General features: G+C 61.5%; 22 protein-coding genes. 15 read left to right on the forward strand and 7 right to left on the reverse strand.

What is annotated here, in order from left to right:
* The first annotated feature begins 23 nt into the window (after positions 1–23).
* A complete protein-coding gene (locus CON76_RS07535) occupies positions 24–518 on the forward strand; it encodes a M23 family metallopeptidase (RefSeq protein WP_101102754.1) in 495 nt (164 codons plus the stop codon).
* A 68-nt stretch (positions 519–586) separates the two neighbouring features.
* Entirely contained in the window at positions 587–910 is a 324-nt protein-coding gene (locus tag CON76_RS07540) for a YnfA family protein (protein ID WP_101102755.1), read from the forward strand.
* 89 nt (positions 911–999) lie between these two features.
* Here CON76_RS07540 and CON76_RS07545 read toward each other — a convergent pair whose 3' ends face one another.
* Both CON76_RS07545 and CON76_RS07550 read right to left on the reverse strand, forming a co-directional pair.
* The gene (locus CON76_RS07545; RefSeq protein ID WP_101102756.1) at positions 1,000–1,812 is read right to left on the reverse strand and encodes an IS5 family transposase; all 813 of its coding nucleotides are present in this window, start codon (positions 1,810–1,812) and stop codon (positions 1,000–1,002) included.
* Between the two features lie 75 nt (positions 1,813–1,887).
* Positions 1,888–4,161 (reverse strand): heavy metal translocating P-type ATPase, encoded by a 2,274-nt coding sequence (locus CON76_RS07550; RefSeq protein ID WP_205758204.1) that lies wholly within the window; start codon positions 4,159–4,161, stop codon positions 1,888–1,890.
* A gap of 78 nt (positions 4,162–4,239) precedes the next feature.
* Between CON76_RS07550 and cadR the strand changes: the two genes are divergently transcribed.
* The 9 genes from cadR (at position 4,240) to CON76_RS07595 (ending at position 17,759) form a co-directional block, all read left to right on the forward strand.
* Positions 4,240–4,671 (forward strand): Cd(II)/Pb(II)-responsive transcriptional regulator, encoded by a 432-nt coding sequence (cadR, locus tag CON76_RS07555; protein WP_101102758.1) that lies wholly within the window; start codon positions 4,240–4,242, stop codon positions 4,669–4,671.
* A 540-nt stretch (positions 4,672–5,211) separates the two neighbouring features.
* Complete coding sequence (locus CON76_RS07560) at positions 5,212–6,567, forward strand: helix-turn-helix domain-containing protein (RefSeq protein ID WP_101102759.1); 1,356 nt, start codon at positions 5,212–5,214, stop codon at positions 6,565–6,567.
* A gap of 667 nt (positions 6,568–7,234) precedes the next feature.
* The gene (parA, locus tag CON76_RS07565; RefSeq protein WP_101102760.1) at positions 7,235–7,864 is read left to right on the forward strand and encodes a ParA family partition ATPase; all 630 of its coding nucleotides are present in this window, start codon (positions 7,235–7,237) and stop codon (positions 7,862–7,864) included.
* Positions 7,861–8,100 (forward strand): hypothetical protein, encoded by a 240-nt coding sequence (locus tag CON76_RS07570; protein WP_101102761.1) that lies wholly within the window; start codon positions 7,861–7,863, stop codon positions 8,098–8,100. Before parA ends, CON76_RS07570 begins: the two co-directional genes overlap by 4 nt.
* A gap of 36 nt (positions 8,101–8,136) precedes the next feature.
* Positions 8,137–10,662, forward strand: coding sequence for a type I restriction-modification system subunit M (locus CON76_RS07575; RefSeq protein ID WP_101102762.1), 2,526 nt, complete (start codon positions 8,137–8,139; stop codon positions 10,660–10,662).
* Positions 10,655–11,953 carry a restriction endonuclease subunit S gene (locus tag CON76_RS13285; protein WP_101102763.1) on the forward strand — a complete coding sequence of 433 codons (1,299 nt, stop codon included), beginning with the start codon at positions 10,655–10,657 and terminating at the stop codon, positions 11,951–11,953. The genes CON76_RS07575 and CON76_RS13285 overlap by 8 nt, the downstream gene beginning before the upstream one ends.
* Positions 11,950–13,611 (forward strand): ATP-binding protein, encoded by a 1,662-nt coding sequence (locus CON76_RS07585; RefSeq protein WP_101102764.1) that lies wholly within the window; start codon positions 11,950–11,952, stop codon positions 13,609–13,611. Before CON76_RS13285 ends, CON76_RS07585 begins: the two co-directional genes overlap by 4 nt.
* A 67-nt stretch (positions 13,612–13,678) precedes the next feature.
* A complete protein-coding gene (locus CON76_RS07590; RefSeq protein WP_101102765.1) occupies positions 13,679–17,002 on the forward strand; it encodes a type I restriction endonuclease subunit R in 3,324 nt (1,107 codons plus the stop codon).
* 4 nt (positions 17,003–17,006) lie between these two features.
* Positions 17,007–17,759 carry a M48 family metallopeptidase gene (locus CON76_RS07595; protein WP_101102766.1) on the forward strand — a complete coding sequence of 251 codons (753 nt, stop codon included), beginning with the start codon at positions 17,007–17,009 and terminating at the stop codon, positions 17,757–17,759.
* Between the two features lie 90 nt (positions 17,760–17,849).
* Here CON76_RS07595 and CON76_RS07600 read toward each other — a convergent pair whose 3' ends face one another.
* The 3 genes from CON76_RS07600 to CON76_RS12870 all read right to left on the reverse strand — a co-directional run bounded on the left by CON76_RS07600 (position 17,850) and on the right by CON76_RS12870 (position 18,916).
* Positions 17,850–18,344, reverse strand: a complete 495-nt coding sequence (locus tag CON76_RS07600) for a putative molybdenum carrier protein (protein ID WP_101102767.1) — start codon at positions 18,342–18,344, stop codon at positions 17,850–17,852.
* Positions 18,345–18,449: 105 nt separating this feature from the next.
* Complete coding sequence (locus CON76_RS07605) at positions 18,450–18,785, reverse strand: BrnA antitoxin family protein (protein ID WP_101102768.1); 336 nt, start codon at positions 18,783–18,785, stop codon at positions 18,450–18,452.
* Positions 18,749–18,916, reverse strand: coding sequence for a BrnT family toxin (locus CON76_RS12870; RefSeq protein ID WP_145995380.1), 168 nt, complete (start codon positions 18,914–18,916; stop codon positions 18,749–18,751). The genes CON76_RS07605 and CON76_RS12870 overlap by 37 nt, the downstream gene beginning before the upstream one ends.
* 222 nt (positions 18,917–19,138) lie before the next feature.
* Between CON76_RS12870 and CON76_RS07610 the strand changes: the two genes are divergently transcribed.
* From CON76_RS07610 to CON76_RS07620, 3 genes are all read left to right on the forward strand, one after another.
* Positions 19,139–19,705, forward strand: coding sequence for a recombinase family protein (locus CON76_RS07610; RefSeq protein ID WP_101102769.1), 567 nt, complete (start codon positions 19,139–19,141; stop codon positions 19,703–19,705).
* A 59-nt stretch (positions 19,706–19,764) separates the two neighbouring features.
* Positions 19,765–21,006 (forward strand): AAA family ATPase, encoded by a 1,242-nt coding sequence (locus CON76_RS07615; protein WP_101102770.1) that lies wholly within the window; start codon positions 19,765–19,767, stop codon positions 21,004–21,006.
* Positions 21,007–21,092: 86 nt separating this feature from the next.
* Positions 21,093–21,938 (forward strand): ProQ/FINO family protein, encoded by an 846-nt coding sequence (locus CON76_RS07620; protein ID WP_145995381.1) that lies wholly within the window; start codon positions 21,093–21,095, stop codon positions 21,936–21,938.
* Here the strand turns inward: CON76_RS07620 and CON76_RS07625 are convergent.
* Both CON76_RS07625 and CON76_RS13290 read right to left on the reverse strand, forming a co-directional pair.
* Positions 21,930–22,172 (reverse strand): hypothetical protein, encoded by a 243-nt coding sequence (locus CON76_RS07625; protein WP_240592806.1) that lies wholly within the window; start codon positions 22,170–22,172, stop codon positions 21,930–21,932. The genes CON76_RS07620 and CON76_RS07625 overlap by 9 nt on opposite strands.
* Before the next feature lie 2 nt (positions 22,173–22,174).
* Positions 22,175–22,444: a helix-turn-helix domain-containing transcriptional regulator gene (locus CON76_RS13290; protein ID WP_205758205.1), complete on the reverse strand. Its 270-nt coding sequence runs from the start codon at positions 22,442–22,444 to the stop codon at positions 22,175–22,177.
* A gap of 342 nt (positions 22,445–22,786) precedes the next feature.
* Between CON76_RS13290 and CON76_RS07635 the strand changes: the two genes are divergently transcribed.
* The gene (locus CON76_RS07635; protein ID WP_205758206.1) at positions 22,787–23,239 is read left to right on the forward strand and encodes a type II TA system antitoxin MqsA family protein; all 453 of its coding nucleotides are present in this window, start codon (positions 22,787–22,789) and stop codon (positions 23,237–23,239) included.
* Positions 23,240–23,328: the final 89 nt, after the last annotated feature.

The following is a 23,328-nucleotide window of genomic DNA, read 5'->3' on the forward strand; positions in this document are numbered from 1 at the left end:
CCGTTTTCTGAGACGACCCCTACTTGGCCTCCCCGTTGGCGTTCTCCAGGATCACCAGTTCATACGGACCACGCATCCACCCGGTATTGGGGGAACAGAAAGCCCACAAGGGAACGGATTACGGGGCACCCGCCGGAACTCCGATTCGGACTGTCGCCGACGGTGTGGTGACCTTTTCGGGTTGGCAAGGTGGATATGGCAACTACGTGGTGATTCGACATCCCGATCAGGCAGCCACCGCTTATGCCCATCTCGGACGCATCGCCGTCCGGCGCGGACAGCGCGTGGAGCAAGGCCAGACTATCGGCACGGTTGGTTCGACCGGAACGGCCACGGGGCCAAACCTGCACTTTGAATACCTCGTCAAGGGCGAGCGTACCAACCCGTCGCGGATCGCTAGCAATTCATCGGCATCGACCGTTGTGATCCCGAACCTGCCAGGCTTCAAAAAGGAAGCAAAAGCCATACGGGAACAGCTCATTGTGGCTGCCTCTGTCGCCCAATCCAACGCACAGTGACCCGAAGACGGGTAAACGTGACCTTGCTCCTATTAAAACCCACGGAATATTAAACTTCCATTGCCACTATGAAAACACTGCTGCTTTACATCGCCACTGCCATCACAGAGATGGTTGGTTGCTACTTGCTGCTGCTGTGGCTGCGCGGTCAAGACACAGATTGGCTGCTATTACCAGCAGCGGCCTTTAGCCTTGCCGCGTTTGCCTGGCTGCTCACCTTGCATGCAGCTCCGTCCGGACGGGTCTATGCAGCCTATGGGGGAGTTTACGTGGCGGTGGCGCTGGGCTGGCTGTGGTCGGTGGACGGCATCCGCCCCAGCAGCTGGGATCTGGTGGGTGTGGTCGTAACTCTCGCAGGCATGGCGATCATTGCGTATCAGCCTCGCTTGTGAAACATAGAACCTGCCGTCCCATCGTTTACCCAAGCACGAGGGCTTGTAGCGCGCCGACCATCAGCGTCAATCGACCCCACTAGAGCGTGTTATGAACTTTGACCGGCGCCCAAGAGCATCACGGCCTTGGGCAGCATGAGGATGGCGAACACCACGAAATGCAGCGATGCCAGCACTTCCGGCATGCGCTCGAAGTCGCGTGAGAGACGGCGAAAGCGTGCCAGCCAGGCAAAGCTGCGCTCGACCACCCAGCGTCGCGGCAGCAGCACGAAGCCCTTCTTCGCCTCGGGCAGCTTGACCACGCGCAACTCAATGCCCGTCGCCGCCGCATCCTCCTTGGCCTGCTCGCCCGTGTAGCCTTGGTCGGCCCAAGCGACCTCGACCGTCTCGCCCGTAGCCCGCTGCACGGCTTCGCACAGTTGCTTGACTTGTGAGCGTTCCTGCTCGTTGGCAGGCGTGACCGTCAACTCGATGAGATGGCCCAGCGTGTCCACAGCCATGTGCACCTTGGAGCCCTTGCGGCGCTTGTAGCCGTCGTAGCCCGCGCGCGGGCCGCTCTCGCAAGTGCTTTGCAGCGTGCGTCCATCAAGGACCACGGCGCTGGGCTGCTCCTGGCGCCCCTGGCCCGCACGGATGATGCCGCGCATGTCGCTCACCAGCGCCTCGAAACAGCCCGCATCGCTCCAGCGCCGAAACTGCTGGTACACGGCGGCCCACGGCGGGAAGTCATGGGGCAGCATGCGCCACGGTGCTCCTGCACGAGCCAGCCAGCGCAGCGCATTGAACACCTCGCGCGGGCTGTGCTCGCGCTGCGGCGCGTCCTCCTTCATCAGCGTGAGGTACGGTGCCACGAAGGCCCATTCGTCTTCGGACAAATCACTCGGATACGGCTTCCTGCTCATCCCGCAAGCATAGGACAGCCCCGCACTACGGGTGAAAGTCCATAACACGCTCTAGCTTCATACCCCGTATTTAGTTCAGCGTCGCAGCAACCGCAAACCGTTGAACACGACCAACAGACTGGCGCCCATATCGGCGAACACCGCCATCCACATCGTGGCTTGTCCCGTGAATGTCAGGACCAGGAACACCGCCTTGATGCCCAAGGCCAACGCGATGTTCTGCACCAGTATGGTTCGGGTGGCGCGTGACAAACGCACAAAGCGCGCGATCTTGTTCAAGTCATCGTCCATGAGTGCCACGTCGGCCGTCTCGATTGCCGTGTCGGTACCCGCTGCGCCCATGGCAAAACCGATGTCGGCACGCGCCAGGGCCGGGGCATCATTGATGCCGTCGCCCACCATCCCTACCTTGCCGCTGCGCGCGTAGCCTTCGACGGCACGCAGCTTGTCCTCCGGCAGTTGGTCGCCGAAGGCTTCGTCAATCTGGACCTGGGCCGCGATGGCACGCGCGGTGTGCGCGTTGTCGCCAGTCAGCATGACGGTCTTGATGCCCAACTCGTGCAGCGCCCGGATCGCGTGGCGGCTGCTGTCCTTGACCGTGTCGGCCACGGCGAACAGAACCAGTACGCGCTCGCCATCAGTGAGCAGAATGACCGTCTTGCCTTGCTCCTCTAGTTCGCCAAGCCGCGCTTCCAGGGTAGGTGAACATACCCCCAGCTCATGAATCAGCCGATGGTTGCCGAGCTGGTATGGCACGCCGTCAACCGTTCCACGCACCCCTCGCCCAGGAATGGCGGCGAAGTCGGCTACCTCCAGCAGGGGGGTGCCGTTTTCTCGCCCGGCGACGGCAATGGCATGAGACACGGGGTGATCGGATCGCGCCGCGAGACTGGTGGCGATACGAACTGCATCCAGCCCGGCCGGTGCGTCCAGCAATGCGGTATCGGTCAACGCCGGTTTGCCGTGCGTGATGGTGCCGGTCTTGTCGAAAGCCAGCCATGCGAGCTTGTGGCCTTCTTCGAGATAGACACCGCCCTTGATCAAGATGCCATGGCGGGCGGCCGCCGCCAGGCCGCTGACGATGGTGACGGGCGTCGAAATGACCAGGGCGCACGGGCAGGCAATGACCAGCAGCACCAACGCCCGGTAGATCCAGTCGTGCCAGACACCGTCAAGCAGCAACGGGGGCACCAGCGCCACCGCCAGGGCAAAGACAAACACCGCCGGCGTGTACCACTTGGCAAATTGATCGACGAAGCGTTGTGTGGGTGCGCGTGCGCCTTGCGCTTCCTCGACCGCGTGAATGATGCGCGCCAGCGTCGAATGCGTGGATTCAGTCGTGACCTGGTATTCGAAGGAACCGGACTGGTTAATGGTTCCTGCGAAGACGCTGTCGCCGACCGACTTCTCGACCGGCAGGCTCTCGCCAGTGATGGGTGCCTGGTTGACACTCGACCGTCCGATTGTGAGCACGCCGTCGAGGGCGATGCGTTCTCCCGGCTTGACGCGCACGGTCTGGCCGATGGCCACGGTCTTGACCGGCACATCGGCCCAGCTGCCGTCCGCCTGTTGCACCGTTGCCCGTTCCGGCGTGAGTTGCACCAGGTTGCGGATGGCATTTCGTGCCCTATCCAGCGACTTGGCTTCGATCCACTCGGCGATGGTGAACAACACCATCACCATGGCCGCTTCCGGCCATTGTCGCAGCAGTACTGCGCCGGTGACGGCAATGCTCATCAGGGCGTTGATATTGAGATTGCCGTGACGCAAGGCGATCCAGCCCTTTTGATAGGTGCCGATACCGCTGAGGGTGATCGCGATGAGTGCCAGCAGCGCGACCAGCCATTCCGGCCCGGCGAGCCAGTACGCGATTTCCGCCCCCACGGCGGCCATGCCGGCCAGGGCCATCGGCCACCAGGGCTTGCTGACCGGCGCGCTAGCTACGGCAGCGCCCTCCATCGTTTCGGTCGTCATGCCGAGGTCACGGATGGCGTCATCTATGGCGGACAGGGCATCGTGCCGATGTACCACGGTCAGCACGCGCTGCATCAGATTGAATTCCAGGCCGCGCACAGCGGCCATGCCGCCGAGCTTCTTGCGGATCAGGGCTTCTTCGGTCGGGCAATCCATCTGGGTAATGCGCAGACGGGTCAGCGTGTGGCCGGCTGGAATATGGGTCACGACCTGGCTGTCGGCAGCCGAGATCGGCCTTTGGAGCGGTCGGCCTGTGCAGCATTCCTGGCCATGCGGATCTTGGTGATGATCTTGCGCATGGTCATGCTGATCAGGCGAGTGATCGTGGCTGCAAGCGGGATGAGTAGGCGTCGTCTTGGCGGGGCGGTCGGTCATAGTGCGAAACCATTGTCGGAACATGGCGTATTTCACACCCTGAAGTGACTACAGGGTCAAGTGACTTAAAGTAGGCCCATGAAAATCGGTGAACTTGCGCAGATCGCACAGTGCACGGTGGAGACCGTGCGCTACTACGAAAAGGAAGGACTGTTGCCCGCCCCGGCGCGCACGGTCGCCAACTACCGCAGCTACAGCAATGCTCAGGTTGACCGGCTGCGCTTCATCCGCAACTGCCGCGCGCTGGACATGACGCACGAGGAAATCCGCACGCTGCTGGGCTTTATCGACCAGTCAACAGGCGATTGTGGTGTCGTCAACCAGCTACTCGACGAGCACATCGCCCACGTCGATGTGCGGATAAATGAGCTGTCCCAGCTCAAGCAGCAACTCAGCGAGCTACGTCAGCGTTGTCAAAGCGAGCAGGCCATGGACGCCTGCGGCATTTTGCAGGGACTGGCGGCGATGGAAGCAGAGCCAAGGCATGAACGACATACCCACCTCGGGTGATCTAGACAGTGCAAACGACTCCTGACATTCCGTGCAGTCGTCTTCTGAAAACGACACGCCCGGCCCGGTGAAGATGCCAAAGAAGGTTCTCGGAACCCGTTCTCACCTCGACCGAGGTCGAACGACGAGTTTCGAGAACCAGGGCCTGTGTTGGCCGCTCGGCGCGGCTCCAGGGCATCACCAGTCCCACAGCAGGCACGCGCCGTCCGCTAGAGTGCTTTAAATTCCGTTTTCTGAGACGACCCCGACGATGGCCAGTGTAGCGCACCGCGCCGCCGTCATCAACCTGGCCATCCTGCAGATGCTCAAGTCCGGCGTGCGCATCGACAGCCCGGCGCAAGGCTGACGCGCTTGAATCTCCGGTACGATACCGAAATCACAAAAAGCAAAGCCCCGCTCGACGGCGGGGCTTGGCAGAAAACCAGGGCGAAGGTAGGTGGTACTACCCCAACCCAAAGTGCTAAACCCAAGAGGCCCAACACCAGAAATTGGCCTCGATTTTAGCGCCCGGTTTCCTGTCTTACAACCGGAACACCCAAAATGGCGCAAGCCCAACTCAAGTTCAGCCCCTTCGACGAGGCAAATTGTTACCACGACACCAGCCGGCACGGGTTCTTCTCGCTGCTGCTGTCGAGTAACGCACGCTCCGACAAGCATCAGCAGAGCTACCGGCTGTCGGACATGCCGGTGGTGCTCTCCAACCTCGACCACACCCGGGACACGTGGCTGTCGCAGGCCGAGTTCATTGCCCCCAACCGCCGCGTCGTCAATCTGGCCCGCATCGGGCTGCTGTTTGCCGACCTCGACACCTACCGCCAAGACTGGGCCGTGGGACGCAGCCCTGAGCGGCTGGCCCAGACGGTGCTGTACTTCTGCGCCGAGGAAGGCATCCCGGCCCCGTCGCTGCTGGTGTTCTCGGGGCGAGGCATACAGGCCAAGTGGTTGCTGGATGGCACCCTGCCACGCAAGGCCTTGCCACGCTGGAACGCCTGCCAACGCTACTTGGTGGAGCGGCTGGCGTTTCTGGGGGCCGACCCGGCCGCCAAGGACGCCTCGCGCGTGCTGCGGCTGGTCGATACTGTCAACACCAAGAGCGGCGAGGTGTGCCGCGTGGTACACGTCGAACCCGGCCCGGATGGCCAGCCGATCCGCTACAAGTTCGATTATCTGGCCGAATTCCTTCTCCCCGTGGCACGATGGGACCTAGAAACGGCCCAGAAGGCCCGTAAAGCCCGTCAAAACCTGAAGTTGGTGCAGGGGTACCAGCAAGGCAACTTGAAGGCTTTAAACGGCCGCCAACTGGCCTGGGACCGTTTGGAGGACTTGCGCCAGCTGGCCCAATTGCGCGGTGGCGTGGGCGAAGGCGAACGCATGCTGCACCTGTTCTGGCGCCTGAACTTCCTGCTGCTCTCGGGTGCGACCCATTCCTCGCTGATGTACCAAGAGGCTGCGGTGCTGGCGCGTGAGCTGGATCCGAACTGGAACTGCCGCAGCCGCGAGCTGATGACCCTGTACGCCAAGGCCAAGGCGCACGAGGCGGGCGAGAAGATCGAGTTCAACGGCAAGCGGTTTGCGCCGCTCTACACCCCGCGCAACGCGACGCTGATATCGCTGTTTGGCATCACCGATGAGGAGCAGCGCCGCATGGGCACGCTTATTTCGAAGGACATGGCCTTGGAACGCCGCCACGACCGCGACAAAAAGCGAGATGAAGCGCGCAGACGTGCCGCTGGCGAAGTGGATCGTCAGACCTACCTTTTCGCAGCCGAAACCAAGAAAGCGCAGGCGTTGGCGCTCAAGGCTCAAGGGCTAAGTGTCCGCGATATTGCGGCCCAGTTGGGCATCAGTAAGAGCGCAGTAGGCCGCTACGTGGCGGACTTGTTTTCGGGGGATTGAGCCTTCGTTTTACAAAGTGTCCCAAGTCCCTGCGTATTACTAATGGCGTAGCCTACGCTCCGGCGAAGCCGGTCTTCTGCTGGCTTTGTGTTGCTGCTGTTTCGCGATAGCACGGTGTGGGTCGAGTGCTTGTTTTGCAAAAAGTGTCCCAAGTCCCTCCCCTATTACTAATGGCGTAGCCCGTGCTCCCCCCCGTGTTTCTCCTTGGCTTTGTGTTGCTGCTGTTCCGCGATAGCACGGTGTGGGTCGACTGCTTGTTTTGCAAGTGTCCCAAGTCCCTCCCCTATTACTAATGGCGTAGCCCGTGCTCCGGCGAAGCCGGTCTTCTGCTGGCTTTGTGTTGCTGCTGTTTCGCGATAGCACGGTGCAGGTGCCGTGTCTCGAACTTGCGTTCCGTGACTGAAAACAAGATCAAACTCAATCGGAAAACCCATGTTCACCCTCCTTCGATTTGCGAAGCAAATTGCAAGGAGGCACCGTAGCGCAGCGAAGGTCAGAGCGAGGTGCGTCCGGAGCGTGTTGATGGCGTTGTCCTTGGTTGCGCGTGGTGCTGTTTTTTTCAGCAGTATGGGTGGCGCGAAATTTTTGCCGGCATCGTTTTTTTTAAGCAGGTTGGTCTGGTTGTTCCTTAAAGTACAATTTACAGAAAAACACAAAAGGCAAAAACATGATCTTTGGCATCCTGAACCAGAAGGGTGGCGTGGGGAAAACCACCCTCAGCGTCAACTTGGCCGCTTGTTTGGCACGCACTGGCGCGCGCGTGCTGCTGATCGATGCAGACCCCCAAGGCAGCGCATTGGATTGGGCCGCTGCACGCCAGGCCGCGCCGCTGTTTTCCGTGGTGGGCTTTCCGCGTCCGACCATCCACAAGGAAATTGCACAGATCGGTCAGGGCTACGACCACATCATCATTGACGGCCCACCGCGCGTGACCGACTTGGCGCGGTCGGCCATCATGGCCAGCGACATCGTGGTGATCCCCGTCCAGCCGTCGCCCTACGACATCTGGGCCGCCGAGGAGGTTGTGAAGCTGATCGAGGAAGCCCGTGTCTACAAGGACAGCATCAAATCTGTGTTTGTGGTGAACCGTAAAATTACAAACACGGCCATCGGGCGCGATGTGCGCGACGCCTTGGCCGCTTACCCGGTGCATGTGCTGCAAGCCAGCGTGGCGCAGCGGGTGGTTTTTGCCGAGGCCGCCGCCCAAGGGCAGGCCATTTTTGAAGTTCCCGCTGCAGGGCCAGCCGTTGCCGAGATGGAGGCCGTTGCAGCCGAATTGATGGAGTATGCGAAGTGAGCACCAAGAAAGTAGCGTTCGGCACCAAGCCGACCAACCGCCCTGCACCCGAAATGGTCGATCTGTGGGTGGACAACCGCACCGAAGACCAGCCGGTGCCCGAGCCGATGAAGCGCCTGACCATCGACATCCCCGAGAGCCTGCACCGTTCCATCAAGGCGCAGTGCGCCATGCGGGGCAGTAAGATCGTCGATGAAGTGCGTGAGTTGCTTTTGCAGAAATACGCAAACCAGTAAAAAAGTAAACACGCAAAAACGACCGGATCCCCCTCCATGCCCCTGACCCTGCCCCAGCTGGAACGCCACCTTTTCAAAGCCGCCGACATTTTGCGCGGCAAGATGGATGCCTCCGAATTCAAGGAATACATCTTCGGGATGCTGTTTCTCAAACGCTGCTCCGATGTTTTCGAGCAGCGCCAAGAGGAGGTCATACGTCTTGAACGTGCAGCAGGCAAGACCGAGCTTGAAGCCATTATCTCGGCGGAGAATCCGCGTTGGTACAAGAAGGACGGCTCGTTCTGGGTGCCGCCGCAATCACGCTATGACACCCTGCTCAACGAGGCGCACAAGAACGTGGGCGACTGGCTAAACAAGGCCATCAGCGGGCTGGAAGAGAGCAACGTTGCCCTCGAGGGCGTGGTGGCACACATCAACTTTACGAAGACGGTGGGCCAGAGCAAGATCCCCGACATCAAGCTGCGCCAGCTCATCACCCACTTTGGCACCTGCCGCTTGCGCAATGACGACTTTGAATTCCCCGACCTGCTGGGCGCGGCCTACGAGTACCTGATTGGCGAGTTTGCCGATTCAGCGGGCAAGAAGGGCGGCGAGTTCTACACCCCGCGTTCGGTGGTGCGGATGATGGTGCGGCTTCTCAAGCCTGAGCTCAAGCACGACATTTACGACCCCTGCTGTGGCTCTGGTGGCATGCTGATCGCGGCCAAGGAGTACATCGACGAGCACGGCGAAGATGGCCGCAAGGCCAACCTGTTCGGGCAAGAATTCAATGGCACGGTCTGGTCCATTGCCAAAATGAACATGCTGCTGCACGGCATCAGCAGCGCCAACCTGCAAAACGAGGACACTTTGGCCGAGCCGCAGCACGTCGAAGGCGGCGAGCTGATGCACTTCGACCGCATCTTGGCAAACCCACCGTTTTCCATCAGCTGGGGCAATACCGAGCAGGACACCGACGGCAGCCCCGCCTGGAAGCCCAAGTTCGAGGCCGAACGCTTCCGCTATGGCCAGGTGCCGCTGGGGGCCAAAAAAGCCGACCTGATGTTTTTGCAGCACATGCTGGCTGTCACCCGCGACGGTGGCATGGTGGCTACGGTATTGCCGCACGGCGTGCTTTTCCGGGGCGGCGAGGAAAAAACCATCCGCGCTGGCATCATTGAGGACGATCTGCTCGAAGCGGTGATTGGCATCGCGCCTAACCTGTTTTATGGTGCCGCCATACCGGCCTGCATTCTGGTGCTGCGCCAGCGGGTGCAAAACGGTGCCCAGCGCGTCAGCGGCAAGCCTGCCGAGCGCCAGGGCAAAGTGCTGTTCATCAACGCCGACCGGGAGTTTTTTGAAGGCCGCGCCCAGAACTACCTGCTGCCCGAGCACATCGAGAAAATCGTCACCACTTTTGACGAATTCCGCGCCATCGACGGCTTCTCGGCCATCGTGGACAACGCCACGCTGCAGGCCAACGGCTACAACCTCAACATCCGCCGCTACGCCGACAACGCGCCGCCGCCCGAACCGCACGACGTGCGCGCCCATCTGGTGGGCGGCATCCCCAAGGCCGAAGTAGCCGCCAAGGTCAGCCTGTTCAGCGCCCACGGCCTGAACCCGCTGGACTTGCTGGTGGACAGGGACGCGAAGTACTTCGACTTTGCGCCCGTCCTCGACAGCCGGCAAGCCATCAAGCCGGCCATCGAACACAACGCTGGTCTGGTGGCCAAGGAAGCAGCCATCCGCGCTGCCTTTGCGCAATGGTGGCAAGCGCACAGCGCCCGCATCACGGCCCTGTCCGGGCAAATGCAAAACAGCGGCAACGACGGTGCTACCAGCCTGGTGGCCCTGCGTTCCGACTTGCTGACCAGCTTTAGCCAGAGCCTGGAGGCCATTGGCCTGCTCGACCCCTTCCAGGTGCGCGGCATTGTGGCCGGGTTCTGGTACCAGACCAAATACGACTTTTTGACCCTGCAAGCGCGCGGAGCCAAGGGCGTGGCCGACGCCTGGCGCACCAGTATCGTGACCGCGCTGGAGGACAAGGCCAGCAAAGAAAGCCCGCTGGAGCACAAGCTGGTCAAGTTACTGATGAGCGACTTTGTGGAGGCCATTACCACGCTGGAAGCCAAAAAAGCCGAACTGGACAGTCAGATCAAGGCCGCAGAGCCAAAATCGGCCAAGGATGCTGAGGGTGAGGATGGCGAAACCGCCGAAGCGGCAGAAGACGACACCGACCTCGACAACGCCGTGAGCGAAGACCAGCTTAAGGACTGGAAAAAGGAGCGCACCGCCGTCAAGAAGCAACTCAAGGCCAAGTACGACAGCTTCAACCAGCACATTACCACTGCGGTGGAGGGGCTGACAACCGAGGCCGCCGCCGATTTGCTGCTGACCATCCTGCACAACGACATGCAGGCGATTGTGGAGCGTTACATGAGCGCGCAGCGCAAGCAAATTGTGGCCGCGTTCGAGAACTGGTGGGACAAGTACCGCGTGACGCTGACCGACATCGAGGCCAAGCGGGATGCAGCGGCCAAGGCCTTGCAGCGGTTTTTGAAGGGGCTGGCGTATGTCTGATGCAGCAACGAGTTACTACGCGCTTGGCGACGTTGCTGACACTAACGTAGAGACGCTGTCAGCAAATACACCTTCGAGCACTCGATTTCGATACATCGATCTCAGTGCAGTTGAAGCAGGGTTCATCAACTGGGGATCAGTAACAGAAACAACATTTGGCGATGCACCAAGCCGCGCCCGCCGCGTTGTGAGAGGCCTTGACATCTTATTTGGTACGGTACGGCCTAACTTACAGACCCACGGCCTTATTGATCCAAACGAACAGGGGCCATTGATCGCTTCCACAGGATTTTCTGTAGTGTGCGGTCGCGAGGGTATCAGCCATCCCGGTTACTTGTTTCATTCGCTGATGAGCCGCCACGTTACGGCGCAAGCGGTGCGTGATGCCATTGGTTCCAGTTACCCGGCGCTCAATGATTCCGACGTAAAGCGTCTTCAAATTTTTCTGCCCTCTTACGGGGAGCAACAGAAAATTTCCCAGATTCTCGACACCCTCGACACCGCCATCCACGAAACCGAGGCCATCATCGCCAAGCTCAAGGCCGTCAAGCAAGGCCTGCTGCACGACCTGCTGACGCGCGGCATAGCTGCCAACGGCGAACTGCGCCCGCCCCAAACCGAAGCGCCACACCTTTACAAGCTATCGCCGCTGGGGTGGATTCCAAAGGAGTGGGAGGTCGTCACGCTGGAGTCGGTGTCCAAGACTGTCACCAGCGGTTCGCGCGATTGGGCGCGCTTCTATGCTGACAGCGGTGCGCTATTCGTTCGGATTGGTAACTTAACGCGCGAGCACATTAACTTTCGCTACGAATCGACGATCTACGTGCGCCCACCTAGGAATGCAGACGGACAGCGGACAAGGCTAGAGTTTGGCGACATCCTGATTTCCATCACGGCTGATTTGGGTATCGTCGGTGTCGTTCCAGATGGTTTGGGCGAGGCGTACATTAACCAGCACATTGCACTGGTACGCCCAGACTTTGATACTGTTAATCCGCGATTCGTTGGCCATTACCTAGCCGGACCAATTGCACAAAATTACATCAGCAAGCTGAATGATGCGGGTGCAAAAGCGGGACTGAATCTACCAACGATCCGGGGTTTGATGACTGTAAAGCCGCTTCCTATCGAACAGGATCTGATTACCACGCGCTTGGATGAAATCGATAACCGCATACAGAATGCGACAGCAGAGTCCGCCAAGCTGGGAGAGCTTAAATCCGCCCTCATGGACGATCTCCTCACAGGCCGTGTCCGCGTCACGCCCCTGCTGGAAGCCGCCGCCCCATGACCCCCGCCTTGCCCAGTGCCGAATCGCTCACCGTCGAGTTCAAAAGCGACCGCAAGCGCCTGCCCGACAGCGATCTGGTCGAGGCCATCGTCTGCCTGGCCAATGCCGAGGGCGGTGCGCTGTGGCTGGGTGTGGAGGATGACGGCACCCCCACCGGCCTGCATGTGGACCACCGCAATCTGGCAGGGCTGGCCGGGCTGGTGGCGGCGCGCACCTCGCCCTCGCTGCGGGTGCAGGTGGAGCCGGTGCAGGCTGCTGGCCTGCCCGTGGCGTGCATCACCGTGCCCAAGGCGCAAACGGTGGTGGCCACGGTGGGCGGCGTGTACCTGCGCCGGCGGCTCAAGCACGACGGCACGCCCGAGTGTGCCCCCATGCTGCCGCACGAGCGCGAGAGCCGGGCGGCCAGTTTAGGCTTGGTCGATGTGTCGGCGCAGCCGGTGGCCGGTGCCACGCTGGCCGACTTGGATCCGCTGGAGCGTGAGCGCCTGCGCCAAGCGGTGCAGCACTACGGCGGCGACCGGGTGCTGCTGGAACTGGACGACGAGGCGCTGGACGGTGCGCTGGGCCTGACCGCACGCCAGCCGGACGGCTCCCGTGTGCCCACGCTGACCGGCCTGCTGCTGGTAGGCCGCGAGACCTCGCTGCGCCAGTGGGTGCCTACGCACGAGTTTGCTTTTCAGGTGCTGGCCCAGCAGGCGGTGCGCTTCAATGAGTTCCGCCGTTTTCCGCTGCTCAAGGCGCTGGACTGGCTGGAAACCAACTTCCGCCCCTACAACCCGGAAGACGAGATTCAGGTAGGCCTGTTCCGCGTGCCGGTGCCGCTGGTGGACATGGCCGCCTTCCGTGAGGCGGTGGCCAATGCCCTGATTCACCGCGATTACCACCGCCTCAACGCCGTGCATGTGCGCCTGGAGGATGATGCGCTGGTGGTGAGCAACCCCGGCGGTCTGGTGGACGGCGTGACGCTGGCCAACCTGCTGGTTACCGAGCCACGTCCGCGCAACCGTGCCCTGGCCGATGCCATGAAGCGCGTGGGCGTGGTGGAGCGTTCAGGGCGCGGGGTGGACACGATCTTTCGGGGCATGCTCAAGTTTGGCCGCCCCAGCCCCGACTATTCGCGCACCGATGTGCACAGCGTGGTGGTATGCCTGCCCACTACCCCGGCGGATATGGAGTTTCGGCGCCTGGTGGTGCAAGAGGAGCGCCGCCGGGGGGGCGAGTTGCCAATCGACAGCCTGATCGCCCTGGCGGCTCTTAGGGAGCTCAAACGGGTGACGGCTGAGGAGCTGGCCGAGCGTATCCAGCGCGACGCGGCCAGCGCCAAGCGCACGCTGGAGGCGCTGACCGAGGCCGGTCTGGTGGAAGCCCACGGCACAACGCGGGGGCGCAGCTACACGCTATCCTTGACCGTTTACCGTGCGGCTGGCGACAAGGCAGGCTATACGCGGCAGGCGGGCTTTACGGCACTTCAGCACGAGCAAATGGTGCTCAGCTATGTGCGCCAGCACGGGCAAATCAAGCGCGCCGAGGTGATGGAGTTGTGCCGTTTGAGCGATGGGCAGGCCAAAAAATTGTTGGTGCGGCTGCGCGATGAGGGGCAAATCATCCAGCACGGTGAGCGGCGAGGTACGTACTACACCAGCGGCTCTAAGGGGTGACTGGGGCCAACTTATGGGCTGTTATGGGCTGGTTATGGGCCGTTATGGTTCTTCAGGGAGATAAAAAATGGGCTGGGAACTGGAAGACGTCGAGAAACCCTTTGTCGCCCAACTGCAAGGGCTGGGCTGGACGCATATCGAGGGCAGTCTCGACGACCCGGCGGTGACCGGGCGCGGCAGCTTTACCGAGGTGATTCAGGAGGGTGTGCTGCGCGAACAGCTGCGCGCCCTCAACCCCGGCCCGGACGGTGCCCCCTGGCTGGACGATGCGCGGCTGCTGGAGGCCGTCTCTGCCCTCACCCGCTTAGGCACGCACAAGCTGGTGGAGGCCAACGAGAAAGCGACATCGCTGTTGATCCGTGGCCTGACCGTGGACGGACTGCCCGGTTGGAACGGTGGGCGCGGCCAGACCATCCACTACATCGACTGGGATACCCCGGCCAACAACCGCTTCACGGTCATCAACCAGTACCGCGTCGATTGCCCGCCCGGCTTCAACACCGGCAAGGCCTTCATCGTTCCCGATCTGGTGCTGCTGGTGAACGGCATCCCGCTGGTGGTAGTCGAGTGCAAAAGCCCGTCCGTCTCGGAGCCGCTGGCCGAGGCCGTGGACCAATTGCGCCGTTACAGCAACCAGCGCAAAGCCGCGTTCGAGGTGGACGACAACGAGGGCAACGAGGCCCTGTTTACCACCAATCAGCTGTTGGTGGCCACCAGCTTTGACGAGGCCCGCGTGGGCTGTGTCGGCGCAGCCTTTGAGCATTACGCCCAGTGGAAAACGGTGGTCGGCCCCGACAGCACCGGCAGCGAGATAGAGGCAGCGCAGGCGCTGGGCAAGTCTGTGCTGTCGGAACAAGAACGCTTGATTGTGGGGCTGCTGACGCCCGCGCATTTGCTCGATGTGGTGCAGAACTTCATGCTGTTCATGCAGGCGGGTGGGCAAACCATCAAAACGGTGTGCCGCTACCAGCAGTACCGGGCTGTCAACCGGGCGATTGCCCGGCTCAAGTCTGGCAAAACCCGCCGCCAGCACGGCGAACACGACCAGCGTGGCGGCCTGATTTGGCACACCCAGGGCTCGGGCAAGAGCCTGACCATGGTGTTCTTGGTGCGCAAGATACGCGCAGACGCGCAACTGCGGCGCTTCAAGGTCATCGTCGTCACCGACCGCAAGGACTTGCAAGGCCAGCTCTCCGCCACCGCCACCCTGACCGGGGAGGTGGTGGAAGTGGCCAAAAGCATCGCGGGCGTGAAGGCGCTGGTGCAGCGCAAAGGCCCCGGCCTGGTGTTTGCGACGATCCAAAAGTACCGCGACCCGGACAGTGTGGATGATGCCCCCCTGCACGCGGCCGATTTGCCTAAGGTGGCAGAGCCACAGGCCACCTATGGCAAAAGCGATATGGCCAACCAGAAGTTCGAGGTACTCAACGAGGACGACAGCATCCTAGTGCTGGTGGACGAAGCGCACCGCAGCCACACCAAGGACTCGCACGCCTACCTGATGGCGGGCATACCCAATGCCGCCAAAATTGGTTTTACCGGCACGCCCATCATCATGGGCGAGAAGAAGCGCACCCACGACATCTTTGGCGCGTTCATTGACAAATACACTCTCAAAGAGTCCGAGGCAGACGGCGCCACGGTGCCGGTACTCTACGAGGGCCGCACCGCCAACGGTGCCATCAAGGACGGGGCCAGCCTGGATGAGCTGTTCGAAGACCTGTTCCGCCAGCATTCGCCAGAGGAGCTGGAGGCCATCAAGAAAAAATACGCCACCAAAGGCCACATCTTTGATGCCCCGGAGCTGATTGCCGACAAGGCGGCCGACATCCTGCGCCACTACGTGACCAACATCCTGCCCAACGGCTACAAGGCGCAGGTGGTGGCGTACAGCCGGTTGGCGGCGATCCGTTACTTTGAGGCGCTGCGCGCGGCCCGCGATGCGTTGCTGGCCCAGGCCGACGCGCTCTCGCCCGAAGAAAAGGCGTTGGATGACGAGGCGCTGTGCCAGCGCCCGGCCAAGGTGCAGGCGGTGGTGCAGGCTTGGCGCTACCGCGACACCTTGGCGCGCATCGAATTCGCCCCCATCATTTCGGGCAGCAACAACGACGACCCAGGGTGGAAGCCGTGGACCGACGGCGCGGCGCACGAGCAGCTGGTCAAGCGCTTCAAGAAGCCGCTGTTCCACGCCAAGCCCGAGAAAACCGACCCGTTGGCCTTTCTGGTCGTCAAGTCGATGCTGCTCACTGGCTTTGATGCCCCCATTGAGGGAGTGATGTACCTCGACCGCCCGATTCGTGAGGCGGAACTGCTGCAGGCCATTGCCCGCGTCAACCGCACCGGCTTTGGCAAGCGTTGCGGCATTGTGGTGGATTACTACGGTGTGGCGCAGCACTTGAAGGAAGCCCTGGCTGCCTATGCCGACGAGGATGTGGAAGGCGCACTGGCCAGCTTGAAGGACGAGGTGCCGGTGCTGCGCGAGCGACATCTGCGCGTGGTGGATGTGCTGCGCCGCCAGGGCATCGAGTCGCTGGACGACACCGAGGCCTGCCTTACCGCACTGGGCGACGAGCGTCTGCGCGCCGATTTCAACGTCAAGCTCAAGGCTTTTCTGGGTTCTCTGGACACGGTGTTGCCGCGACCGGAGGGCTTGCCCTATTGCGGCGATGCCAAGCGCCTGGCCTACCTCTATGCCCGCGCCCGCAACCGCTACAAAGACACGCCAGTGCTGGGCAAGGATGTCGGTGCCAAGGTGCGAAAGCTGATTGACGACCATGTCATCTCTCTGGGGATTGACCCCAAAATCCCACCGATTCAGCTGACCGATACCCAGTTCGAGACGCACGTGTCCCGGGCCGCGAACGACCGGGCCAAGGCCTCCGAAATGGAGCATGCCATCCGTTCGCACATCCGCAAGCACACCGACGAAGACCCGGTGCTGTACCGCAAGTTGTCGGAGCACTTGAACGACATCCTCAAAACGCTGGGCCAAAGGTGGGACGAGGTCATCGCCAGACTACAGGCGCTCATCGACGAGCTGCGCTCAGGCAAAGCCGGCAGTGGCGATACCCCCAGCGATTTGCCCGAGCATTGTGCGCCCTTCCTGCGCACGGTGCTGGACGTGGTGTGTGCCGGCCAGGCGCCCACAGCCGCCGAGTTGCTGCGGCTCAACGAGGTGACCGTGGAACTGGTGGATCTGCTGGTGCAGGAGCTGCAAGGCAGTCGTGGCATTTGGAGTAAACCGGCCGCGCAGGAAGACCTGAACACGCAACTGTTTGAGCACTTGATGCGCCTGCGCCCGCCCATGGTGAATGCCGATAAGGCCGGTGTGCTGGCGGACAAGTTGATGGAACAGGCGCGGGCCAACCACGACAAGCTGATGCAGGCCTAAACCCATGCTGGCCCTTTTGCAACCTGCCGACCATCCAACGGATAGCCCCTCTGTGGAGGCGGGAACCTGCATCCAGGTGGACGACTTGCAATTCACGCTACGGCGCAGCGCCCGGCGCCGGACGATGCAAATCACGGTGGAACGAACGGGTGAGCTGGTTCTGAGTGCACCACCCGAGGTGGACATTGACCGGTTGCGTGCATTTGTCAACGAGAAGCGGTTCTGGATTTATACCAAGTTGGCCGAGAAAGACCGGTTGCAACGCCAGGCCCCATCCAAGGCGTTCGTCGGCGGCGAGGGCTTCCTGTACCTGGGGCGCAGCTATCGGCTGCAATGGGTCGATGACCAAGACTTGCCCTTGAAGCTGGTGAATGGTCGCTTTGTACTGCGCCATGATGCGCAGGCCGACGCTAGGGGTCATTTCATCCGCTGGTACAGCGAGAAGGCGCGTATCTGGCTGTCGGGTCGGGTGGCCGACTACCAGTCACGCATGGAAGTGGTACCGGCTGGGGTAAAGGTGCAGGACTTGGGCTACCGCTGGGGTTCTTGCGGCAAAGGCGACTGGCTGTACTTCCACTGGAAGACGATTTTGCTGCCCGCCCGCATCGCGGAGTATGTGGTGGTGCATGAGCTGGCGCACCTGCACGAGCCACACCACACCCCGGCCTTCTGGCTGCGCGTGGAGCGCGCAATGCCCGACTACGCTCAGCGCAGGACGTGGTTGGCCGAACACGGGATGGATGTTGAGGGAATGTAGGGGCACATCCAAAGTCAGGATTGCATTGAAATCATGAATTCTGTATTTGTGGTTTTATGTTTTTGTGTGGGTTAATTGGGGTAGAGCAAGCTACAGAGATTCTTCCTGGTCGAGGAAGCACATAGTCAACAATGCCTTGGCCAGCGCGTAAATGCCGGGCCGTTTTTCCTCACGGGGGCCGGCCACATTGAGCGCGCCGAATCTGCCAGACAGCAGCCATGCCCGCACGTGTTGTTCGGCCTGTGGTGCGGTCAACTCGTCAAGCTGCAGCACCAAGTGCGGTTTTTTCAAGGTCTGGGCAAACCGTACGGTTTGCAGCGTACCGCCATCAAGTGTGCCCGTGTTGAGCACCAGCGTGGCGTCGCTGTCCCTGACGTTGAGCTTGGTGCGTTGCCGGTAGCCGGCGGAATCGGTCTCGCACAACTGGTAGTGTGGTGCCAGCGGGCCATCGGCGGCCATACGGCCTTTGGGGCACCAGCCACCATGAGGTACCTCGTTTTCGCAGGCCCAGTCCAGCGCGGCGCGATCCGCACCGGTCTGACCACCAGAAATTACCTTGGCAATCAGCCAGTTTTCGGTATTCATCAAGCGTACCCCAGATAGACATACCACAGCGGCCACCCTGCTCCTGGGTTTTCTCAGGCGGGTTGCAGCGGCACCAGCAGGGGCCTGCCACACCTTGAACCGACTTCAGGCACCGACCATGCCGCGCTTGACCGCATCGCGCAGCAGCGCATTGATACGGGTCTGCCAGCCGGGGCCGGTGGCCTTGAAGGCATCCAGCACATCCGCGTCCACTCTCATGTTCAGCGTGGGGCGCTTGACGGCTACGGCAGGGCGGCCACGGCCCCGCTTGATGGTGGCGGCGTTCCAGTAGGCGGTGACGGCTTGCTCGTCGTTGGGATCGTAGGGTTCGCTGTCGGCATCAAAGCGGACGGGCGCATCCTGGACGGCCTCGCGCTTGACCCGCTCCCAGTCGGTGCCAATGGCTACCGGGCGGTCAGTGTGTTTCTTGCCAGCCTGCATACAACTTCCTTTCCTGCTTGGATGCGCGGCGGCTTGTCGGGCGCATTGAACACCAGCGGCGCATCGGCCAGTGAGATGCCGTGCTTGAGGATGTTGGCGGCATCTTTGGCCGGGTCAAAGGTGAATTTCATGGCTGATTTATTGTAGGGGCATCAAATCAGCATGACAAGCGTCCAGCACCAGGTGCGGCAGCCCGATAGCGGATTTCGATAATTTTGAGATTGATTCTTAGGTGTCCGTCAAACACTCGTTGGTTAGAATCGTCGGACACCTGTCCGACAACTACGAAATTGACCGCAGTTCGGACAATAAGATAACCGGACAGGAAAACGGACACAAGGATAGGGACAGGCATGGCGCTCATAGGCTACGCGCGGGTATCGACGGCAGACCAAGACACCGCCCTGCAAACCGACGCACTGCACCGTGCGGGTTGCGAGAAGATTTTCGAGGACACGGCGTCCGGCACCAAGGCTGAGCGCCCCGGACTGGCCGCTGCACTGGCCTATTTGCGCGATGGCGATGTCTTGGTGGTCTGGCGACTGGATCGGCTAGGCCGCTCCTTGCCGCACTTGATTGAGGTGGTCGATGGATTGCAGGCGCGCGGCGTGGGCTTTCGCTCGCTGACCGAAGACATGGACACCACCACGCCAGGCGGTCGGCTGGTGTTCCACGTGTTCGGCGCGCTGGGCCAGTTCGAGCGTGACCTGATTCGGGAACGCACCCGGGCCGGGCTGGCCGCTGCTGCGGCCCGTGGACGCAAGGGTGGCCGCAAGCCCGTGGTCACCGCCGACAAGTTGCAGCGTGCCAAGGCGCACATGGCCCAAGGACTGACGGTGCGCGAGGCCGCCGCACGGGTCAAGGTGAGCAAGACGTCCCTGTACGTTGCACTGCAAGCCGAGCGTGCCGTCCAGCCCTGAGCCAGACCACCAATCGTGAGCCCAAATTTGCCCCAACTACCCACAAGGAGAGCTGTTCCATGCGCTTGAGCAAGCTCACACTGAGCAACTTCCGGTGTTTCGCGTCGCTGGACATCGACCTGCATCCGCAATTGACGGTGCTGGTGGCTGAAAACGGCCAGGGCAAGTCCTCGGTGCTGGATGCGCTGCGGATTGCGCTGTGGCCCTACGTCAACAGCTTTGACTTGGCATCGAGCGGCTACAACGACCCGGCCAACGGCATCACCGTCAAGGACGTGCGCCTGCAGCGCATGCCCGATGGCAGCATGTCGCGCTGCCTGCCCACACGCGTTCACATCCAGGGCGATTACGGTGCCGGGGCGGTGCAGTGGGAACGGTGGCGCGAAAGCGAACAAGTCAACAGCAAGACCAGGAGCGATGCCCACACGCGCCAGATGGAGCAGTGGGCGGCCCAACAGCAGCAGCGCATCCGCGACCGCGAGGCCGATGCACACGACCTCAACGTCTTTGGCTACTATTGCACCGGTCGGCTCTGGTCGGAAAAGAAGCTGACCAAGGCCCAGAAGGCCAAGGACGAGACGCAGGACATGGACTTCTACATCCGCACCTTTGCGTACCGCGACTGCCTGGATCCGGCCTCCACCTACAAGCACTTCAAGGCGTGGTTCATCTGGGCCTCGGAAAGCCACAAGGAGCAGCGGCTCAAGGAACTGGACGGCTTGGCCGACCCGTTCGACCTGCAACTGGCGTACCAGCGCCTGCAGGTGGTGCGTGCGTCGATTGACGGCTTTCTGCGGTCGACCACCGGCTGGCACTCCCTCGAATACAGCATCACCCACGAGAAATCGCTGGTGTTGCACCACGAGGAGCACGGCACCTTGAGTGCCGACCAGCTCAGCGACGGCATTCGCAGCGTGCTGGCCATGATTGGCGACATCGCCTACCGCTGCATCAAGCTCAACCCCCACCTGGGACTGGAGGCGGCACGGCAGACCCGTGGTGTCGTGCTGATTGACGAGGTGGACATGCACTTGCACCCGCGCTGGCAGCAGGTCGTGCTGTGCCAGCTCATGGAGGCCTTCCCCTGCATCCAGTTCATCGTCACGACTCATAGCCCGCAGGTCCTCACCACAGTCAACCGCGACCACATTCGCGTCCTGCAGGCCACGCCCACGGGCTTCGAGGCCAGAAAACCCGACTTCAGCCCCCTGGCGCACGAGTCTGGCGATGCCCTGACCACCCTACCGGCACATGCTGGCCACCGTGTTCTGAGGGCTACCTGCAATGTTTTGTGTTTTTAAGGTTTTCTGCATTTCTTTAAAAGTAACACCTGTGCCAGGGTTGCAACAGCATTGCCGACAACACCTTCCGATCCGAAAAAACTGAAATGAGACCCACTCTCTCCCTGAAAAAACGCACCCCTGCCCCCGCTGACCCGGCTACCCCGGAAGTGGTGTCCACCCCGACCCCAGAGTCGGTCGCTGTCCAGCCCGCCCCTGTGGCTGTAGCCGCTGAGCCTGAAGTGCCGGTGGTCAGGCGAGCCAAACTCGTCAAAGTGGTCAATGTTGCCCCGCCGCCCAAGGCCAACCAGCCCTCGCCCGGGGCCGATCAGGCGGATAAAGCAGCGCAGCAACCTGCTCCCAAGCCGACCAAGGTCAAGCTGGCCAAGGCCAGCAAGCCTGCGACCGAGCCAGCCGCCCCAGCGCACACCACCGACCAGCCCGCGCCCACAGCCAAGGCGGCCAAGGCCAAAAAACCCACGCCCGAGGAGCGCAAGGCCGCCAAGGACGCCCAGACCGAGGCCAACCGCCGCCTCAACGAGGAGCAGCGTGCCCGCCGCGCAGCGCAAGGCCGCAAACTGCGCCCCTTCGTCAAAAGCCACATCTACAGCTACGCCGTGATGAGCGACACCGTGCAGGTGGACGACGTGGAATGCCTGCGACCGCTGGCCCTGGGGGTACACAAGATCTTCTTTGCCCAGGTGCGCGCCATGCCCGAGTCCGAGGGCTGCTCCAACCTGCTCATTGCCGACGCCATCAAGTCCGTGATGTACGCACACGTGGCCAAGCCGCAGTACCTCAGCGGCATGCTCAAGTTCGAGCACCGCTTCACCCTCGAAGGCAACCCGGCCGAACCCATCGACGAGAACCAACGGGCCCGTGCCCAGGAAATGCAGCAGCAGCGCCACCGCAAGCCGGACATCCAGCCCGAAGAAACGCTGCCATCAGCCTGATTCTGGACGCACCTTTCGCACCAGCCGGGTGCCGACTTTCACTACAGTTCGTGCCGGTAGGTCGCGGATTACCCGATCCAGACCTTCGGCCGTCGTTTCCACCAACTGCCCATTGATGGCGCGCAATACCCTGCCACTGTTTGTCAGGGCATCGTAGTAAGCCTTCTCAAAGGCGTTGCAGGCCAACTTGGGAATATTGGCCTCCAGGGTCAGCATGGCTTTTTCAGACAGCATGGTCAGCGCAGCCTTGCGATGTGGGCGCCATTCCACATTGGATATTTCCCAGCAATCCCTGCGCTGCGGTCAACGGTTGCACGCTCAGGCGCAAGCCCATGGCGTGCAGTCTCTGCCATCCCTTGGGCCTTGGCCACTTGGCGCAATGCCAGCAGCAAGGCTGGTGCGTCTTCCAGCTCCATGACTGCGTCCAGGTAGGCCGCGGCCTCGGCGGGACCGGTCAGGCTTTGAATCAGCTCGTCCTCGTAGCTGGTATCACGTGGTGCGTTCATGGTGCGGTGCGGAAAATGGGGTTTGAGGTGCAGTGGAACAGAAAACCGGGTCAAGGAGCCACATGCAGTGACCAACAACTCGGCCCAGCCCGCTTCTTGCGTTGCAGAAAACGGACTACAGCGTACGCCAGCAGCCCCGTGCGGCACAACCGCCAGCGCGGTGGAGACGGCTCCGGCGACGGAGCGCTCAATGCGGATGGACTATTTTTTGAAATTTTCCGTGAGAAAGGAGTGCCCCGATGAGCGCACAAGAACTGTGCCCGATCTGCGGTGAAGGCCACGTCACCCCATCCATGCAGATGGTGGAATACGAGTACAAGGGCCACAAAGTCGGAGGTGCAGGTGTCGCACTACCAGCAGTGCGACACCTGCACCTCCGACTTTGTGGGCATGGCTGAAAGCAAGCTGAACAAGCGCATCGTCATGGCGTTCCGCAAACAGGTCGATGGCCTGCTGACGGGTGACGAAATCAAGGCAGTTCGCAAGCAATACCAACTCGCCCAGGCGCAAGCGGCCAAGCTGTTTGGCGGTGGCCCGGTGGCGTTCAGCAAGTACGAAACCGATATGAGCACACAAGCCGCAAGCCGTCTCTACGATGAGGCTGTGGTGGAACTGTTGAGAGCCGATCCGGCCTTTGCTACCGAGTACCTGGCCGTTGCCTTGGAAGAAGCACAAGAACCGGGTGGGCAGGCCGCACTGTTGGCCGCATTGCGTCACATTGCCGAAGCCCAAGGCATGGGCACGGTGGCAGAACGAACGCACGGCGCAGACACCTCTTGCGTCTCCCATCACTGAACCTCTGAAAACAATTTATTTCTTTGTTTCTTAATTTGTTTGTTTATTCGTTAATTTGTATGTTTGTGCTATGATGTGGCTCCCGTACC

Source organism: Macromonas bipunctata (genome assembly GCF_002837135.1).
GTDB lineage: Bacteria > Pseudomonadota > Gammaproteobacteria > Burkholderiales > Burkholderiaceae_C > Macromonas_A > Macromonas_A bipunctata.

Excerpts from the sequence above, each read along its gene's own strand:
- CON76_RS07540 (WP_101102755.1), top strand. The coding sequence starts at position 587 with ATGAAAACACTGCTGCTTTACATCGCCACTGCCATCACAGAGATGGTT.
- CON76_RS07545 (WP_101102756.1), bottom strand. The coding sequence starts at position 1,812 with ATGAGCAGGAAGCCGTATCCGAGTGATTTGTCCGAAGACGAATGGGCC.
- CON76_RS07550 (WP_205758204.1), bottom strand. The coding sequence starts at position 4,161 with ATGACCGACCGCCCCGCCAAGACGACGCCTACTCATCCCGCTTGCAGC.
- cadR (WP_101102758.1), top strand. The coding sequence starts at position 4,240 with ATGAAAATCGGTGAACTTGCGCAGATCGCACAGTGCACGGTGGAGACC.
- CON76_RS07560 (WP_101102759.1), top strand. The coding sequence starts at position 5,212 with ATGGCGCAAGCCCAACTCAAGTTCAGCCCCTTCGACGAGGCAAATTGT.
- parA (WP_101102760.1), top strand. The coding sequence starts at position 7,235 with ATGATCTTTGGCATCCTGAACCAGAAGGGTGGCGTGGGGAAAACCACC.
- CON76_RS07575 (WP_101102762.1), top strand. The coding sequence starts at position 8,137 with ATGCCCCTGACCCTGCCCCAGCTGGAACGCCACCTTTTCAAAGCCGCC.
- CON76_RS13285 (WP_101102763.1), top strand. The coding sequence starts at position 10,655 with ATGTCTGATGCAGCAACGAGTTACTACGCGCTTGGCGACGTTGCTGAC.
- CON76_RS07585 (WP_101102764.1), top strand. The coding sequence starts at position 11,950 with ATGACCCCCGCCTTGCCCAGTGCCGAATCGCTCACCGTCGAGTTCAAA.
- CON76_RS07590 (WP_101102765.1), top strand. The coding sequence starts at position 13,679 with ATGGGCTGGGAACTGGAAGACGTCGAGAAACCCTTTGTCGCCCAACTG.
- CON76_RS07595 (WP_101102766.1), top strand. The coding sequence starts at position 17,007 with ATGCTGGCCCTTTTGCAACCTGCCGACCATCCAACGGATAGCCCCTCT.
- CON76_RS07600 (WP_101102767.1), bottom strand. The coding sequence starts at position 18,344 with ATGAATACCGAAAACTGGCTGATTGCCAAGGTAATTTCTGGTGGTCAG.
- CON76_RS07605 (WP_101102768.1), bottom strand. The coding sequence starts at position 18,785 with ATGCAGGCTGGCAAGAAACACACTGACCGCCCGGTAGCCATTGGCACC.
- CON76_RS12870 (WP_145995380.1), bottom strand. The coding sequence starts at position 18,916 with ATGAAATTCACCTTTGACCCGGCCAAAGATGCCGCCAACATCCTCAAG.
- CON76_RS07610 (WP_101102769.1), top strand. The coding sequence starts at position 19,139 with ATGGCGCTCATAGGCTACGCGCGGGTATCGACGGCAGACCAAGACACC.
- CON76_RS07615 (WP_101102770.1), top strand. The coding sequence starts at position 19,765 with ATGCGCTTGAGCAAGCTCACACTGAGCAACTTCCGGTGTTTCGCGTCG.
- CON76_RS07620 (WP_145995381.1), top strand. The coding sequence starts at position 21,093 with ATGAGACCCACTCTCTCCCTGAAAAAACGCACCCCTGCCCCCGCTGAC.
- CON76_RS07625 (WP_240592806.1), bottom strand. The coding sequence starts at position 22,172 with ATGCTGTCTGAAAAAGCCATGCTGACCCTGGAGGCCAATATTCCCAAG.
- CON76_RS13290 (WP_205758205.1), bottom strand. The coding sequence starts at position 22,444 with ATGAACGCACCACGTGATACCAGCTACGAGGACGAGCTGATTCAAAGC.